The organism is Dyadobacter chenhuakuii (assembly GCF_023821985.2).
Lineage (GTDB): Bacteria > Bacteroidota > Bacteroidia > Cytophagales > Spirosomataceae > Dyadobacter > Dyadobacter chenhuakuii.
Map to the genome: position 1 here is coordinate 3,843,570 of NZ_CP098805.1, position 16,291 is coordinate 3,859,860.

Consider the following 16,291-nt stretch of genomic DNA (forward strand, 5'->3'; position numbering starts at 1 on the left):
TTTGCGATAGGAAGTGCTTTGAATCAGCTTCTTTAAAGGGTCAAAAATACAATGAAAGATAGTTATTACTAAAAAAATGATAAGTTTTATTAAACTAAGGAGAACGGACCAACTTACCGGACCGCTGGTCGCTGGAATTATCTTTTAAGGACCTGATGCTTAACTGGTAAATAAGAGAAGTAAGCTTCGGTATCCAATATCCTGATTGAGCAGCGTCAAATGTTTCTTTAACGGTTGACTCAATGTTGAAATATTGTCTGCGGAAATGTCCCAGAGACTGCCCATTGTTTGATAATATATTAAAAACTATTTCGACATCATCATTTTCCCTGCTATGTGTCAGTTCAAATGACAAATCTTTTTCAAATGGGTTTGGATATACTTTCAGCGTGTTGAGTTTGATGCCCTTGAATGCACCTATCTGAAAACCGAACGCAATTTCAGAGAAGTTAGTATAAGTATCCCAGACTTTTACTCTAATTACATATTTACCGGTTGGTAAGTTTTCAAACGGATAATTGATGACGCCCTTGCGGTAATCACCCGTATCCGCTGTGTAGTATTCGTTCAGGTTAACCGACATCGTGTCATTGACAACCATCGTGATATCATGCCCGATCCCCGCATTGGAAATACTGATCCCATTTTCGTCGCTGGCAGAAATGTATAAGTTGCCCGACGGCTCAATAACGTCGCCATCCCTGAACGACGGATCGTTCACATAGGCCGTAAGTTGCGGCGGTGTGTTGTCGATTTCGGGGATCGCGCTGCCGCCAATGGTAACACTCAGCTGTGCACTGGCGTCACCAAGACTGTCTGACTGAACAGCATAGACGTTGACCCTGCCTATTCCCGTACGGTAATCGATATCCTTTGGCATGACAAACTCACAAATAAATTCCCCTCCTATCACCTTTACACTGCCATCGAACAATTTGCTGCGAAACTCTGAATAAGTTTCCGGCTTGCCTTCATTACCCAGCGTTTTGAATGTGGTTTGCTTATCATATATTACAATGCGTGCAATGCCTTCGAACTTGCTGTCCTTTAATGTTGTAACTGCGTCAAAGACCTGCCCTTTCAGCTTCACTTTTTGCAATGCACGCAATGTATCCGGCTTTTCTGCCCATCGGATTGCTTTCTGAGCCCGGGCGAGCTTCATCGACGGATCCGCAAGCAATGTAAAATTGCGGTTCAGGCTTCCTACCAGCGCTTTGTTTTTGGTTTCTTTGAAAAGATCGCCTAACCTCCGGCTCGGATCTTTATTAACCAAAGCTTCATAAAATGCTTTGCTAAGCGTGAAATTGGTGCTGGAATAAACCGGCCGCGTCGTGCTGATGGCACCAATGGCTGCGCCTCTCGGACTTAAAACCATCAATTCTGCGCCTGAAACCAACCCGGGATCATCGTATCGACCAAAATCGCAAGTCGCTGTAAAAAGCAGTGGCAAATTATCTATCCCGCGCGCCGATTGCATATCTGCCAGCGTCAGGACCTGTTCCTCCGCCCAGCCGCTCACGCCCCCGTGACCCGTGTAGTTCAGGATTAATGTGCCCTCGTTAATCTTTTTGTTGATCACCTGATTTACCGCTGGAGCCTTTTGTCCTTCTGCACCTGTATTTTGTGGAAATGCATCAATGAACACCCGTGAAGGCATAAAATCGTTTTGAAGCAATGTCGCCAGCTCGTCCGCGTGACGCTGGTGAATGTTACCATCGCCATCGTCAGCAACAAACTGAATGGTGTTCCGCCAATTCCCAAAACCACGGCCGGACGAACCATAGCGGATCAATTTGTCCACACTGAGCTCCGCCTCAGCCAATGTTTTGACCGGAAGTCTTCCTACCCCGATGTCAATCGTATGATCACTCGAAGCCGATTCCAGCCATGCGCCCTCGCCATCCTTCATGAAACCAAAATAGTCATCCGAAGAATACGTATAAACCGGATTTAGTGACTCTCGGCTTTCGTAAACCGGCACCCAAAGCCTCTGCTGTGACTCCGATTGATTTTGCAAAAGATTTTTGTAATCAAATGTTGCATCACCGAACAAAAGCAGATATTTCAGCTTCTCAGGCTTTTTATCATAAAGGTGTTTTACAAAGTCCCTTATCGCGGTCAGATCGGGCTTTCCTCCTCCAAATTCATTGTAAATCTCGTCCGTAGTCACAACCAGCGTTTCCAGCTCATCATTACTTTCGCGGAATGCAGCCAGCCTTTCAGCAGCTTGCCTGAATGCCGGGGGTGTAACAATCAGGAAGTCTGGCGTAGCATTGCTGATAATGTTCTGCGGATCAATTTTTTGCAAAAAGACCGGCTCAATCGCCTGGCTTGCAAGAAAGCCTATATATTGTCTGCTACGCTTCCCGCCTCTTGTTGTAAATGAATATATGCTGTTCTGGATATTTCGATTCACGACTGATGGAACCTGCGGATTAGTCACATCCCAGAGCTGCCATTCTGGAATTGCATTTGCGAATTCATAGGTAACCGTGTCAGCAATTTCCGGTAAAAACCTGTAAACCTGCTGATTATCGTAGCGGCGCAATTGTCGTTTCACATGTAAGGCCATGTAATTCAGATATCCTTGTGCGGAATTCTGCCCGTTTCGCTCGTAGTTTACAGCGATGCTGAACGCCTCAGTTGGCGCATTGTCTGCATTTACTGTAAATGTTGCATCGGACCGTAATGCTTTGATATCATAAGTACCGGCGCTGACGGTTCCAATGGCAGACTCTCCTACTTGCTTGCCATTCAGTTGCCAGAGAAATTTGGTGGCGATCTGTGCTGCACCGATCGCAGAAGTACGCAGCTTTATTTTCGACGCCGGAACAATGTCGGGAATGTTCGCCGTGAAGGCAAGCGGCGAATTGTTCAAATATTCGCCCCACCATTCCCTGCCTGATTTAAGCAGGTTGTATTTTTCATTTTCATGAAACCAATAGTCATCAAACTGATTAATCACTTTGCCATTCAAAGAAGCAAGTGCCGCCAAAGGCTTCACCCTAAGCCCATTTTGCTGTCCATAGGTCAGGAAATAATAGTTGGAATCGGTGTATATGTTAATCTGATGCTTCAACTCTGCCTTTGCAGAATCGTATAAGATTTCGTGCGGGCTTTCGGCATAGAAATAAGCCGCGTCGTTGCCATCAAACTTACCATCGGCCTCCCCTGCAACCCAAACCGCACTTTCCAGCAATGCATTGGATTTTAATGCATTATTAGCCTGCGGAAGCATTCCTGCTTGCTGGCTGTAAATCTGGATTTGCCTGGGATCAATTTCTGATGCATTAATGCCCAGCTTTTTGAAAAAAGCTGCGTCCAGACGGTGAATACCCGTTTCCGTAACTGCCAGCTTGAACCAGTTACCGCTTGAAAGAATAGATTTTTCCTGTGCTTTTGAAGAAAAAGAAATAAGTAATCCCAAACAGCATAACACTGAATGGATCAGGCGATCACGCACATTAACATGCTTCAACCAATGCATGGGCTGGAATGGTGTAAAGACGCTGGGAAGCTTTGTCCGTGCAAAGCACACGTGTCCTTCTGAGCGATCCACGGACGAATAACCTGTTCTGAAACACGAAATTACTTCCTTCATGAAGCTGAAACAATGCTATCCTTGATGCATTCAGCTCCTGACTGTCGTATTTGCGGATTGCATTATACAGAATCAGGTCACCGCCAGTTGACGCCTTCGGGTTCTTAGCATAACGTATTAATGCATCAAGAATATCTGCCGGAAAATGATTTTCGTTCAGGACAGGCTGCAACAATTTACTAAACTCCTGCTTCCATTCCACTCCATGCGGCGCAACACGCTTTCTCAGCCGGACTTTATAATTCAAATGCACCACGCAATGTGCCACTTCATGTAGATACGTGATCAGAAAGTTGTAGGGATTGAGATTAACATTAACCGTTATTCTGGGAGTGCAGCGCGGACGAACTGTGAAATCGCCCAATCTGGTGCGGCGGGGCCGGGAGAGAAAGAAATCAAACTTATAAACCTGGTGTAACTCCTCGCAATATGCGATTGCCTCCTGGGGAACATGGAGGCCGAAGGATATGTTTTTCATTCCTTAAATAAAAAAAGAAAAGCGCTATTTTCATAGCGCTTTTCACGAATTTCGACTTGTACGTCTAATTACTTAACTGAATCAGCAGCAACTGAATCTGTTGCCATTGTATCAACCATTGCAGTATCAACAGCAGGAGTTTCAACAGTTACAGCAGTAGTATCAGCAGATTCGTCAGCTGGTTTGCTAGTACAAGCAGCGAAAGTTACCATCCCGGCAACGAACGCAAGTGCAAATATTTTTTTCATTTCTTGGGTGTAATTAAGGTTCGATACAAATGTAGCAGGATTAAATCGAATGTTCCTAACGTTTGCTATTGTATTTTTCCAAGAACTTAAAATTTCCTTAGAAAACACCCAAATCCCTTTATTTTGTACAATAAAATCTCCTATTGTTTCCTTAAACGCTTTCTGTTTTCCTATTGAAAGCCTTTACGCATGCTGCAACTTCGGGAAGCAGGTCCGGGTTTTGTTCTATTCCGTTACCGACTACGATTACGTCGGCTCCCGCGCCCAGTGCGGCATCCGCTTTTTCATACGAATCGATACCGCCGCCTACGATGATGGGTGTGTCCACGGTTTCGCGGACAGCTCTGATGGTTTCCGATGTAACCGGGAATTGTGCGCCGCTGCCTGCGTCCAGGAACATGAGTTTGAGGCCCAAAAATTCTCCCGCTAATGCTGTACAAGCTACAATGCCAGGCTTGTCCCTTGGTAAGGGTGTAGTATTACTGATATATGAAACGGTTGTGAGCTTTCCGCTTTCGATTAATAGATAACCGGTAGGCAAAACTTCAATTCCGCTTCTCTTCAACATCGGCGCCGCTATAACATGCTGACCAATAAGAAGTTCCGGATTGCGCCCTGAAATCAGGGAAAGGAAAAGGACCGCGTCGGCGGAAGGATCGATGTGAAGGCTGCTTCCGGGGAAAAGGATAGCAGGAATGTTCGTGTGCTCGTGTATAGCGGCAATAAGCTGGTCAATCGCGTAATTGGTAATGAGGCTGCCTCCTACGAAAAAAAAGTCAACGCCATGCTCAACCGCGAATTCCAGGAATTTCGGAAATGTTGAAAAATTAATTTTGTCAGGATCCAAGAGAACAGCAAACGATTTCCTTTTCTCTATTTTTCTTGCTGAAAGGAGGTCTGCGATTTTATGATTCGCTGTTTTCATTCGATTTTTCTATCATCTGCAATTAAATGTTTAAGCTTCTGGCGCGCCCACCCTACTGCCAACGTCCAGGCTAAACTTTGAACGGCTGCTCCAACCGCAAATTTGCTTTTCTGTTTAGCCTCTCCTGCCTTGAATGCCTGAGCTCGCTCATATGCCTCAGCCTCTTCCTCTGCCGCCCTTTCGTCTTTCTTATTTTTTGGTAAAATTGCATTCATTACAACATATGTGGTTGCCACCACACCGCCGATGATCAATGCTTTCTTTCCATATTCAGTAGCGTTCGTTTTCAAACCGCTCCATTGTAATTCAAGCTTGTCCTTATATAAATCCGCGTCGAGCAGTAGGTCTTGCTTATCCTTATCCGTATCAGATGAGAATGGTTTGGTGATCTTTACGGAAGAATCTATTGAAGCACTCATTTCATTTTTTAGTTTAATGATGAACCTGAGAAATTTTCAAAAGGAACCCAAAAATAGCAATTTGAGTGAATTTTTCCCCAAAATACTATTTCAAAAGTGTTAATCCTCTTTTATTTTGACAAAACGAACGATAATTCCACGGATAAACTGAATCAGCTTTTCTCTGAAGACAATCCAGATTACCAGTTTCAAAATGAACACGCCCAACAGAATCAGATAGCCCAGATAATCGCTGTCGAGCCATTTGTTCAGGAACGTCCCGAGTAGAATTACCATCAATATAAGCACTGTAAGCGCGATACAAAGCAGAATGGCGCCATAAAGCCCCATTACAACCGCACGTTCAATCTTGTCCCTTGTTTCGATTTTAAAAAGATCGATACGGGTCTCGAAGTACTTAAAAAGCGTGTCCTTAATTTCCTCTAGTTGACTAAGCATAAGCAGTAGTTTTCAATCATGTGTATCAATTTAAGGCTCTTACGGAGCTGGACTTGACACTAATCCAAAAACATACCAAGAATACCTGAAATGATAGAAACGACGAAACCGAAAAGCAGTGCAGGAATGAACCCGTCTATGGAAAACCCGGAAACAAGATAGGTGGCAAGGTAAATGATGAAAACGTTCACAACAAAATAGAATAGTCCCAATGTCATGATCGTGATCGGCAGTGCGAGAATCTGCAATACGGGTTTCAAAAATGTGTTTAAAATCCCCAGCACAATAGCCACAATAATGGCGGTGGTTGTGCTAGCTACAACAACTCCTGGAATTAACTTAGCAGCAAGTAAAATTGCTAATGTACTGATTAACAGACGTATTATTAATTTCATAAGCAGGTTATTTTTATTGATGACGGCTACGAAGTACGCTAATTACCTCATCTAAGTCAATGTTTTTCTGCTCCAAAAGGACGAGCAGGTGAAAAAGCAAATCGGATACTTCATTTTTGAAAAGATCCGCATCGTCATCCTTGGATTCTATCACAACTTCCACGGCCTCTTCTCCCACCTTCTGCGCTATTTTATTGATCCCCTTACGAAACAGGCTGCTGGTGTATGACTCGTCCAGGGGGTTTAATTTTCTTTCCCGGATTACTTCCTTTTGCAGGTAATTGAGAAAAGATGCTTCCCCGATTCGGGTATCCTGACTATTTTTTTCCCCAAAGCATGTATCTGCTCCGGTGTGGCAGGTTGGGCCAGCGGGAGTCGCCTTGATAAGGATGGTATCCCCATCGCAATCAGCGGCTATCTCGTTCACAAAAAGGAAGTTGCCGGAAGTTTCGCCTTTCGTCCAGAGCCTCTGCTTGCTGCGGCTGAAAAACGTCACGGTCCCCAGTTCCTTCGTTCTTTCAAGTGCTTCCTGGCTCATGTAACCGAGCATCAGCACTTTGTTGGTGTTGATATCCTGAATGATAGCCGGTATAAGCCCGTCCGGGGATTTATTAAAGTCAATAGTTGAAAAAGTCTCGCTCATTGTAGTTTAGTCATTTGGACAAAGTTGCATTCTTTCCGGCTATTTTAAAGAATGTTGCCGGTAATAGTTGACAAACCTCCCGCCTCAGCGCGTCATACGCATAGGCAGGTTTTTATCGTGAAGGTATTTTTTCAGATCCGGAATATCAATCTCCCGAAAGTGGAAAATACTTGCTGCCAGGCCCGCATCGGCTTTTCCGGCAGTAAAAACATCGTAAAAGTGCTCCATATTTCCCGCCCCACCGGAAGCGATCACCGGAATGTTCGCATTTCCGCTGATGGTTGCCGTAAGCTCCAAAGCGAAACCAGCCTTGGTTCCGTCGGTGTCCATCGAAGTAAGTAAAATTTCGCCGGCACCACGGTCTTCCACTTCTTTTGCCCAGGGAATGGTCCGGAGTTCGGTAGGTTTACGCCCGCCATGCGTGTGGACAATGTGCTCCTGCCCGTTTTCCGTTTCAATGTAACGCGTGTCAATCGCAACCACAATGCACTGGCTTCCAAATTCCAGCGAAAGCTCATTGATGAGATCCGGATTTTTTACCGCCGCCGAATTGATCGAAACCTTATCCGCACCCGCATGCAGCAATGCAGAAACGTCCGCAATAGAGGAAATCCCGCCGCCTACCGTAAATGGAATGTTAATGGTGTGCGCCACTTTCCGCACAAGGTCAATGAATGTGGAACGGCCGTCAACCGTGGCCGTAATGTCCAGGTAAACCAGCTCGTCCGCACCGTGGGCCGCGTATAATGCTCCCAATTCCACCGCGTCGCCCGCGTCGCGAAGATTGACGAAATTAACGCCCTTCACTGTTCGCCCGTCCTTTACATCCAGACATGGGATTATTCGTTTTGTTAGCATAATTTTAATTCAAAAAACGCTGTAACTCGCTCAGCTTGATCCGGTTTTCGTAAATTGCTTTCCCGATGATCACACCGTAAATGTTCATTTCGGCCAGCTTTTCCACATCTGCCAACCCACTTATTCCGCCGCTAGCAATAATTTTCAGGTCGGGACATTTGTCCTGCAAATTTTTATATAGGTCAAACGATGGGCCTTGCAGCAAACCATCCTTCGCCACATCCGTGCTGATCGTATATTTGACACCTTTATCAACATAATTCTCAACAAAATCGTAAACCCAGATCTCCGTCCCCTCTTCCCAGCCGCTTACTGCTACTTTCTCTTTCTTTGCATCGGCTCCGAGAATGATCTTTTCGCCTCCGTAAACAGAAAGCCAGTTCAAAAAAAGCTCAGGATTCTTAACTGCAATGCTACCGCCGGTAGCTTGTTTTGCGCCACTTTCGAACACTGCTTTCAAATCCTCGTCCGACTGAACGCCTCCGCCAAAATCAACGTGCAACGAAGTTTTTGAAGCGATTTTTTCCAAAACCTTCCAGTTCACAACTTTTTTCGCTTTCGCTCCGTCCAGATCCACCAGGTGTAAACGTTTCAGTCCGGCATCCTGAAATTGCATCGCTACTTCGAGCGGGTTTTCATTGTAAATGGTTTTTTGTCCGTAATCGCCCTGGGTAAGGCGCACGCATTTTCCTTCGATCAGGTCAATGGCTGGTATTATTTCAATCATTTCAAAGGGTTTAAACAATGTTTAAAAAGTTTTTCAGGATCTGCTGCCCCGCGTCGCCGCTTATCTCGCAGTGAAATTGCGCTGCATAAAAGTTGTCCCTATGCAGCATAGCACTGAACGGAAGCACATATTCGCAGCTGGCAACGGTGTACTCGCAAACCGGCGCGGCATAACTATGCACGAAGTAAACATAAGCATTGTCGGGCAAACCCGTGGTAAGCGGAGTTTTATAGCCTGTAATGTTGTTCCAGCCCATATGCGGCACCTTTAAGTCTGGTGTTGCAGGGAACCGTTTTACGTCCACATCGAAAATCCCCATGCATTCCGTGTTATTTTCCTCCGAAAACCGGCACATGAGCTGCATGCCGATACAAGTTCCGAAAAAAGGCTGCTTCAATGTCGGAATGACTTTATCCAAGCCCACTTTGCGCAAGTAGTTCATCGTTGTGCTGGCCTCGCCCACACCCGGAAAAATGACCTTATCCGCCGACCGGATTTCTTCAACATCGTCGGTGTACAGGTAACTTGCGCCAATGCGGTCGAGGGCGTACATGACCGACTGCACATTGCCTGCATTGTATTTAATAATGACTGTTTTCATCCAATGTGATTTGAGGCAAAACAAAAAAAGCCCGATTTTGAAAATCGGGCTTCTGGGATACTATGTATTCAACCTTATTACAACACTACTTGCAAAAACACATCACCCAAGACGTCCGAAAGCCATATGGCCTTGATGAAAATGATGATTTGTTTCAGCTTTAAACATGCACAAATGTAAGTAATATTTGCTAAAAGCAGAAAGCATACGAACAAATATTACATTAAAATTTGCTTAGAAAATTCTTGTACATTGCGATTACAAAACGGCTTTGTACGATCATGCGCATTATCATTTCACAACTATTTTTCTTTCTAATTACCTTGACCACCGTTACATCCCAGGCACAGTCTGACGAGCTGCCGAACCGGCTTTTTAAAGTGCACGACACTTACCGCGAGACTACACTAACACAGCGCCGCTTCAAGCAAAAAGACATTCTTCCGCTCATCGCCAAGCGCCAGGGCAACCCGCTTTACAAGATCGAAACCGTCGGCCAGTCGTTTGAAGGCAGGACGTTACAAATGATCAAAGTCGGCACGGGCAAGAAAAAAGTGCTCCTATGGACACAAATGCATGGCGATGAGCCTACTGCAACCATGGCGAGCTTTGACATATTTAATTTCCTGGAAGGCAAAAACGACGGTTTCGACGATTTCCGCAAAGAACTGCTCGAAAAAACAACATTGTATTTTGTTCCCATGCTCAACCCCGACGGCGCCGAACGTTACCAGCGCCGCACCATGCAGGGCATCGACATGAACCGTGATGCCGCTTCCCGGCAAACGCCCGAAGCAGTGGTACTGAAAGGTTTGGTGGATCAACTGAAACCCGATTACGGCTTCAACCTGCACGACCAGAGCCCGCGCTATTCGGCTGGCAGAAGCGCCAAGGTTGCGACCATTTCCTTCCTGGCTACGTCCTACGATTACGAGCTGAATATCAACCCCGTCCGCGAGCGTTCCATGCAGCTGATCGTGGGCATGAATAAGGTTTTGCAAAAATACATTCCCGGTCAGGTTGCACGCTATTCCGACGATCATGAACCTCGTGGCTTTGGTGATAATGTTCAGAAATGGGGAACCACATTGGTTCTGATAGAATCCGGTGGCTATGTAGGCGATCCAGAAAAACAATATATAAGGAAGCTCAATTTCATGGCGATCCTTTCGGCATTGGACAAAATCGCTGACAATTCCCTTACCAAAGAAAAACGCGACGATTATTACAAAATCCCTGAAAACGGAAGATGGGTTTATGATCTCGTGGTGCGCAATGCAACAGTTAAGCAATCCGGGAAGTCGTTTCTGGCGGATCTGGGCATTAACAGGAATGAAGTAAGCTATTCCAATGCAACCAAATTCTTTTATTACAGCAAAATCGAGGACTTCGGCGACCTGCATCCGCAATTCGGCAGTGAAGAAATTGATGCAAAAGGATTAACCATTGAAAAAGGCAAGGTATATCCCACGACATATAAGAATGTAAGCGAGGTCAGTAAACTCAATGCATTAAGTCTGCTCAAACAAGGTTACACCTACGTCCGTCTTGCATCCGACAGCAACACCCGCGCCCTCGGTCTTTACTTTACAACAACGCCATTGCATGTCCTCAGAAGCGGGCAAGCTGCTCCTTCCGGAACGCCTGGATTAGGCAATACAGCAACATTTATCCTCAAAAAAGGCGCCGTAGTGAAGTATGCGGTCATCAATGGCTTCGTTTACGACCTGGAAGACTTTGAAGCCGGAAAAGGAAACGGGATTATTGAGTAAGTGCTTGATTTTAAACGAAAAACCACATTCCGAAATAACTGAGCCATAACATGGGGGTAACATTGAGGTAATATTGGCAGTCTACTTTTGTATCAGAAAATAATTCTGACACAAGACATGAACTTAAAAATTACCTCTCTCTTATTTTTCCTCTTCACTACCACGTTGGTATACGCTCAAACGGGTTCGATTAAGGGGAACATTGTTGATTACAAGACCAAAGAAGCTGTCATCGGAGCCAGCGTTGTTTTAAAAGGTTCCACTCCACCCATCGGAACAGCAACAGATGTTGAAGGAAATTTCGACATTCAGAATATCCCCACAGGAAAGCAAACGGTTATCGTAAGCTACGTTTCTTACAAGCCGAAAGAAATTGCAATTGAAGTTTATCCAAATCAGGCGGTCCTCATCAACACAACCATTGAGGAAGATGTGGCGAACCTGGAAGAGGTTAAGATCGTAGGACAACGTCAATCCTTCACCGACGTTTCCGTTATCACCGAAATCAAGCAGGCCGAGCAAATCGCCGTTGGTATTTCTGCCCAGCAGATCCAGAAATCCCAGGATCGTGACGCTTCACAAGTGGTTCGCCGCGTGCCGGGTGTTTCTATTCAGGACGACCGCTTCGTAATTATCCGCGGTTTGAACGAGCGTTACAACACCGTAATGTTGAATGATGCGATCACGCCTTCAACCGAGGTTGACGTTAAATCTTTCTCATTTGACCTGATTCCAAGCACAGCCATTGACCGGATGATGATCTACAAATCCGGTGCACCTGAATTGCCAGGTGAATTTGCAGGTGGAATTATCAAAATTTATACAAAAACAATCCCCGACGACAACGGATTTACATTCAGCTTAACGGGCGGTTACCGCGGAAACACAACATTCCAAAATGTGCTTGATTACAAAGGCTCATCATTGGACTGGACTGGTTTCGGTGCACCGGACAGAGCACTTCCAAACGGTTTCCCTTCGACAAAAAGATTGCAAAACGAAAACGGGCCTTCGGACGCAACATTGAACGCATTCCGCAACCTGCCGGAGTTTTATGATCTGAAATCAAAATCAGTAACGCCTGACCTTCGCGCTTCACTGGGTTACAACCACAAGTTCGAGCTTGGGAACATGAAGTTGACCACATTCAATAATGTCAACTATTCATCTACACACCAGTTTTTACCAACAACACAATTCCGTTATCTGAGCTTTAATACTGAAAAACAGAAATCAGACATTCAAAGCTCGTATCAGGATGAATTGTATCAAAACAATGTCCGCCTGGGCGTGATGTCTAACTGGGCATTGATCATTAATCCGAATCACAAGATCGAATTCAGAAACCTGTTCAACCAGCTTTCTAATAAAGAGACCAACTTCCGTCAGGGTTACAATACAGACAATGATGTTGAAGTGCAGAACTACGCATTCCGTTACGAGTCCAAAAGCATTTACTCTGGCCAGTTAGGCGGAACGCACGAGCTGGGCGCACATACAACATTGAAATGGCTGGGCGCATTGGGAACGACCATCCGCAGCGAACCGGATTATCGCCGCTTTATTTCAACCCGTCCGATAGGTTCAACCGGCCCTTTCCAGGTGGAACTTGTTCCGGGAAGCAACGCCAGCTTAACAAGAGGAGCGAGATTTTATTCTGAACTAACCGAATACACGAGCTCTTTCCGCGCCGATCTTGAACACCGTTTCGAACGCAGCGCTTACGAAGATGACGAAAGTATGCAGATCAAACTTCGTGCAGGTGCTTACGGTGAAATGAAGGACAGAGCATTCAAAGCAAGATGGTTCAATTTGACCAACTCAGGCAATGCTTCACAAGAATTGCTAAGCCAGGCACCAGCTCAGCTTTTTGATTCACAAAACATTGGAAGAGATCAGCTTTACTACGCAGAAAGAACCAACACAGATGATAAGTATACCGCCCAAAACACATTAATGGCAGGTTATGTGGGTTCTTACATTCCTTTTACTAAAAAATTCAATGTGTCTGTTGGTCTGCGTATCGAGAACAACATTCAGAAACTGCAAAGCAGACAGCGTGGTAGCGGCGAACGTATCCGCGTGAACAACCCGATTTTCCGCTTCCTGCCTTCGGCTAACCTGGCTTACAACTTCACTGAAAAATCGCTGGTAAGATTGGCTTACTCGGTTTCTGTAAATCGCCCTGAGTTCCGCGAACTGGCGCCATTTACTTACTATGACTTTAACTTCGATGTGTCCCGCGTTGGTAACCCGAATTTGAAAACGCCTTCGATCCAGAACGTCGACCTGCGTTACGAGTTCTATCCAAAAGAAGGCGAAATGATTTCGGTTGCGGCATTCTACAAGCACTTTGTTAACCCGATCGAAACACGTATCCGCTACGCAGGTTCAGGCGTCTCATTCTATGTGGATAATGCAAAATCGGCTTACACTTATGGTGCTGAAATTGAGCTGCGCAAATCCCTTAAAAACCTGACTGTTTCTCCATTCGTAGACAACCTGAGCGTTTTGCTAAATGCATCTGTGATCAATAGCAATGTGTTAACAGGCTTCGCAGGACAAGAAAATGACCGCCAGCTTCAAGGACAATCGCCTTACCTGATCAATGCAGGAGTTTATTACAACGATGTGAACCGCGGCTGGCAGGTGAATGCACTTTACAATGTCGTAGGACGCCGGATCTTCCTTGTGGGTGACCGCGATTTACAGCCAACCGTTTATGAAATGGCAAGAAACGTGATCGATTTAAACATTGTGAAGGCTTTGGGAGAACATCTTGAAATCAAATTGGGAATCCAGGATCTGCTTAACCAGCGCTTCCGCCTGATCCAGGATAGCAACCAGGATCAAAAAATCACCAGCGTGGATGAGTCGTACCAGAGTTACCGCAGAGGCAGCTACTCAACCATCGGAATCAATTACAAATTTTAATAACCACAAGTCGTAAACCGGCTCTTTTTATCACCAGAGTACTTTAAAACAGAAAAACAAACAATTGAATTTATGAAAAACACAGGTAAACTTTTGAGCTTGCTGATGTTAGGGCTTACAATGTTCGGGTCTTTCTCTTGCACGAACGATGACGAAGAAGATGACGATGATATCATTGTAACGCCGGTAGGAGAAATGAAAACCATCTCAGGCAGAATTACCGCCAACACCACGTGGTCTGCTTCCAACCAATATCTGCTTTCAGGATTTGTTTATGTTGAATCCGGCGTAACATTGAATATCGAGCCAGGAACCATTATCAAAGGGGACGGAGTTCAAAAAGGCTCTCTGATCGTTTTGCCAGGCGCGAAAATCGTAGCAGTAGGAACACCTGACAAGCCTATCATCTTTACTTCAAACAAACCAGCCGGACAGCGTAAAGCAGGTGACTGGGGTGGATTGATCATCCTTGGAAAAGCGCCGGTTAACAAGCCAGACGCGGTAATTGAAGGAGAAAACCAGTCTAAATTTGGCGGAACAGACGCAGCTGACAATTCAGGACAGCTTAAATATGTACGTATCGAGTTCGCTGGTATCGCTTACGAAACAGATAAAGAGATCAATGGTCTTACATTCGGTGGCGTGGGTTCAGGAACAGAGGTTGATTATGTGCAGGTTTCTTACTCAGGCGACGATTCTTACGAATGGTTTGGTGGAGCTGTTAATGCAAAACATTTGATCGCTTACCGCGGTCTGGACGATGATTTCGATACAGACAATGGATTTTCAGGAAACATTCAATACGGTTTTATCCTTCGTGACCCGGCGGTAGCGGATCAGGCTGGTGATTCAAATGGCTTTGAGTCTGACAATGACGCTGCGGGCTCGCCCGCAACGCCTCAGACTTCGGCTAAATTTGCCAATGTTACGATCGCTATGGCAAGCGGAACGCCTAACGCGAAATTTGCTTCTGCTATGCGTATCAGAAGAAACTCTGCGATCTCGGTTTATAACACATTGGTGACTGGTGAATGGCCACGTTCCGCAGTAAGGATTCAGGATGAAACCACAATCGCCAACTTTACAACCGGAAAAATCAAAATGGACGGAAATACAGTGGCTATAACTGGAACTCCGAAAGAAGGTGTGATCGAAGGCACTACATTGGCGCTTTTCGCTCCTGCTGCTAGCAAAAACAAAGTGGCTGCTGTTGCTGATCTTAAACTGTCAACTGGTTACAACTCAATCACTGCTAAGCCAGGTCTTTTGCCAACGACAGGTTCTGCTTTATTGACCGGCGGCGCAACATTGCCAGCAGGATTCGAAGCAAACACAGTCGTTGGTGCATTCGGAACAACCGACTGGACTGACAAATGGGCTAACTGGGATCCACAGAATGCCAACTACGAAATTCAGAAATAATAGTCTTATATAATTGGTGTCAGAATTTCGAAAGGCCGGGGGCAGATGCTTCCGGTCTTTTTTTTGTGCCCGATGTTTTGGTAAAGGTCGCTAAGGCACTCGTAATTAGCTTTCATCTTGTAATAATGAGACGAATAGAATATATTCGAATTCGCTTTTTTGTCTTGACAAGTATTTTTTCAAATACGAATACATTTTAATACGATTTAATGTCCGAATTCCAGGCTTACCTACAACTAGGTTTCACCCACATTACCGATTCCCTTGGCTACGACCATATCCTTTTCATTATGGCGCTTTGTACAGTATACACGCTCATCGACTGGAAAAAAGTGATCGTTTTGGTTACTGCTTTTACTATCGGCCATTCCATTACGCTCGCGCTTTCCACATTGGGTTTTGTGAATGTGAACCCGGACTGGATTGAGCTGCTCATTCCGGTTACCATTGTTATTACGGCCGTCCTTAATTTCTTTTATGTTGTTCCAAAAGCGTCTTTCAGCCAGCATGAGAAAGCTTCAAAGGTTCGTTATCCGCTCGCATTGTTTTTTGGATTGATCCACGGATTGGGCTTTTCCAATTATCTGAGGTCATTACTAGGAAAAGAAGCAGACATTGTGAGTCCGTTGCTGGGCTTTAATGTTGGACTGGAACTGGGTCAACTGATCATCGTTTTTGTCATTTTGTCCATTGCATTTTTCATGATCGAGATCCTTCGTGTCCAGCGCCTGAGCTGGATCCATATTTTATCCGGCATTATCGTCGGCATGTCGCTTTCACTGATCATTAATAACGAATTCCTGCACAGCCTTTTAGCCTAAATAACCTGC

15 protein-coding genes are annotated in these 16,291 nt (G+C 45.2%); 4 read left to right on the forward strand and 11 right to left on the reverse strand.

Annotated elements, in window-relative coordinates; translation table 11 throughout:
• Window positions 1–94: 94 nt before the first annotated feature.
• From porU to hisH, 11 genes are all read right to left on the reverse strand, one after another.
• The gene (gene porU, locus NFI80_RS15880; RefSeq protein WP_235165181.1) at window positions 95–3,487 is read right to left on the reverse strand and encodes a type IX secretion system sortase PorU; all 3,393 of its coding nucleotides are present in this window, start codon (window positions 3,485–3,487) and stop codon (window positions 95–97) included.
• Window positions 3,465–4,079, reverse strand: a complete 615-nt coding sequence (locus NFI80_RS15885; RefSeq protein WP_235165182.1) for a SprT family zinc-dependent metalloprotease — start codon at window positions 4,077–4,079, stop codon at window positions 3,465–3,467. The genes porU and NFI80_RS15885 overlap by 23 nt, the downstream gene beginning before the upstream one ends.
• 68 nt (window positions 4,080–4,147) lie before the next feature.
• Window positions 4,148–4,327: a hypothetical protein gene (locus NFI80_RS15890; RefSeq protein WP_233795069.1), complete on the reverse strand. Its 180-nt coding sequence runs from the start codon at window positions 4,325–4,327 to the stop codon at window positions 4,148–4,150.
• 151 nt (window positions 4,328–4,478) lie between these two features.
• Window positions 4,479–5,252, reverse strand: coding sequence for a phosphoglycerol geranylgeranyltransferase (locus NFI80_RS15895; protein WP_235165183.1), 774 nt, complete (start codon window positions 5,250–5,252; stop codon window positions 4,479–4,481).
• A complete protein-coding gene (locus NFI80_RS15900; RefSeq protein WP_233795067.1) occupies window positions 5,249–5,671 on the reverse strand; it encodes a hypothetical protein in 423 nt (140 codons plus the stop codon). The genes NFI80_RS15895 and NFI80_RS15900 overlap by 4 nt, the downstream gene beginning before the upstream one ends.
• 99 nt (window positions 5,672–5,770) lie before the next feature.
• Complete coding sequence (locus NFI80_RS15905; RefSeq protein ID WP_235165184.1) at window positions 5,771–6,109, reverse strand: phage holin family protein; 339 nt, start codon at window positions 6,107–6,109, stop codon at window positions 5,771–5,773.
• 59 nt (window positions 6,110–6,168) lie between these two features.
• The gene (locus NFI80_RS15910; protein ID WP_026631145.1) at window positions 6,169–6,504 is read right to left on the reverse strand and encodes a phage holin family protein; all 336 of its coding nucleotides are present in this window, start codon (window positions 6,502–6,504) and stop codon (window positions 6,169–6,171) included.
• 13 nt (window positions 6,505–6,517) lie between these two features.
• Window positions 6,518–7,147, reverse strand: coding sequence for a bifunctional phosphoribosyl-AMP cyclohydrolase/phosphoribosyl-ATP diphosphatase HisIE (hisIE, locus tag NFI80_RS15915; protein ID WP_235156797.1), 630 nt, complete (start codon window positions 7,145–7,147; stop codon window positions 6,518–6,520).
• Between the two features lie 84 nt (window positions 7,148–7,231).
• Entirely contained in the window at window positions 7,232–8,005 is a 774-nt protein-coding gene (hisF, locus tag NFI80_RS15920) for an imidazole glycerol phosphate synthase subunit HisF (RefSeq protein WP_233795064.1), read from the reverse strand.
• Window positions 8,006–8,009: 4 nt separating this feature from the next.
• Window positions 8,010–8,732 (reverse strand): 1-(5-phosphoribosyl)-5-[(5-phosphoribosylamino)methylideneamino]imidazole-4-carboxamide isomerase, encoded by a 723-nt coding sequence (gene hisA, locus NFI80_RS15925; protein WP_235156796.1) that lies wholly within the window; start codon window positions 8,730–8,732, stop codon window positions 8,010–8,012.
• A 10-nt stretch (window positions 8,733–8,742) separates the two neighbouring features.
• Complete coding sequence (gene hisH / locus NFI80_RS15930) at window positions 8,743–9,333, reverse strand: imidazole glycerol phosphate synthase subunit HisH (protein WP_235165185.1); 591 nt, start codon at window positions 9,331–9,333, stop codon at window positions 8,743–8,745.
• A 281-nt stretch (window positions 9,334–9,614) separates the two neighbouring features.
• Here hisH and NFI80_RS15935 point away from each other — a divergent pair, with 281 nt between their 5' ends.
• The 4 genes from NFI80_RS15935 (at window position 9,615) to NFI80_RS15950 (ending at window position 16,282) form a co-directional block, all read left to right on the forward strand.
• Window positions 9,615–11,105 (forward strand): M14 family zinc carboxypeptidase, encoded by a 1,491-nt coding sequence (locus tag NFI80_RS15935; RefSeq protein ID WP_235156794.1) that lies wholly within the window; start codon window positions 9,615–9,617, stop codon window positions 11,103–11,105.
• 117 nt (window positions 11,106–11,222) lie between these two features.
• Window positions 11,223–14,039, forward strand: coding sequence for a TonB-dependent receptor (locus NFI80_RS15940; RefSeq protein ID WP_235156793.1), 2,817 nt, complete (start codon window positions 11,223–11,225; stop codon window positions 14,037–14,039).
• 72 nt (window positions 14,040–14,111) lie between these two features.
• A complete protein-coding gene (locus NFI80_RS15945; protein WP_235156792.1) occupies window positions 14,112–15,461 on the forward strand; it encodes a beta-helix domain-containing protein in 1,350 nt (449 codons plus the stop codon).
• 209 nt (window positions 15,462–15,670) lie between these two features.
• A complete protein-coding gene (locus NFI80_RS15950; protein ID WP_235156791.1) occupies window positions 15,671–16,282 on the forward strand; it encodes a HupE/UreJ family protein in 612 nt (203 codons plus the stop codon).
• The last annotated feature ends 9 nt before the right edge of the window (window positions 16,283–16,291 follow it).

What these genes read in the sequence shown, in the direction of transcription:
- porU (WP_235165181.1), bottom strand. Translation starts at nt 3,487, where the DNA reads ATGCATTGGTTGAAGCATGTTAATGTGCGTGATCGCCTGATCCATTCA.
- NFI80_RS15945 (WP_235156792.1), top strand. Translation starts at nt 14,112, where the DNA reads ATGAAAAACACAGGTAAACTTTTGAGCTTGCTGATGTTAGGGCTTACA.
- NFI80_RS15910 (WP_026631145.1), bottom strand. Translation starts at nt 6,504, where the DNA reads ATGAAATTAATAATACGTCTGTTAATCAGTACATTAGCAATTTTACTT.
- NFI80_RS15935 (WP_235156794.1), top strand. Translation starts at nt 9,615, where the DNA reads ATGCGCATTATCATTTCACAACTATTTTTCTTTCTAATTACCTTGACC.
- NFI80_RS15905 (WP_235165184.1), bottom strand. Translation starts at nt 6,109, where the DNA reads ATGCTTAGTCAACTAGAGGAAATTAAGGACACGCTTTTTAAGTACTTC.
- hisF (WP_233795064.1), bottom strand. Translation starts at nt 8,005, where the DNA reads ATGCTAACAAAACGAATAATCCCATGTCTGGATGTAAAGGACGGGCGA.
- hisIE (WP_235156797.1), bottom strand. Translation starts at nt 7,147, where the DNA reads ATGAGCGAGACTTTTTCAACTATTGACTTTAATAAATCCCCGGACGGG.
- NFI80_RS15940 (WP_235156793.1), top strand. Translation starts at nt 11,223, where the DNA reads ATGAACTTAAAAATTACCTCTCTCTTATTTTTCCTCTTCACTACCACG.
- NFI80_RS15885 (WP_235165182.1), bottom strand. Translation starts at nt 4,079, where the DNA reads ATGAAAAACATATCCTTCGGCCTCCATGTTCCCCAGGAGGCAATCGCA.
- NFI80_RS15890 (WP_233795069.1), bottom strand. Translation starts at nt 4,327, where the DNA reads ATGAAAAAAATATTTGCACTTGCGTTCGTTGCCGGGATGGTAACTTTC.
- hisH (WP_235165185.1), bottom strand. Translation starts at nt 9,333, where the DNA reads ATGAAAACAGTCATTATTAAATACAATGCAGGCAATGTGCAGTCGGTC.
- hisA (WP_235156796.1), bottom strand. Translation starts at nt 8,732, where the DNA reads ATGATTGAAATAATACCAGCCATTGACCTGATCGAAGGAAAATGCGTG.
- NFI80_RS15895 (WP_235165183.1), bottom strand. Translation starts at nt 5,252, where the DNA reads ATGAAAACAGCGAATCATAAAATCGCAGACCTCCTTTCAGCAAGAAAA.
- NFI80_RS15950 (WP_235156791.1), top strand. Translation starts at nt 15,671, where the DNA reads ATGTCCGAATTCCAGGCTTACCTACAACTAGGTTTCACCCACATTACC.
- NFI80_RS15900 (WP_233795067.1), bottom strand. Translation starts at nt 5,671, where the DNA reads ATGAGTGCTTCAATAGATTCTTCCGTAAAGATCACCAAACCATTCTCA.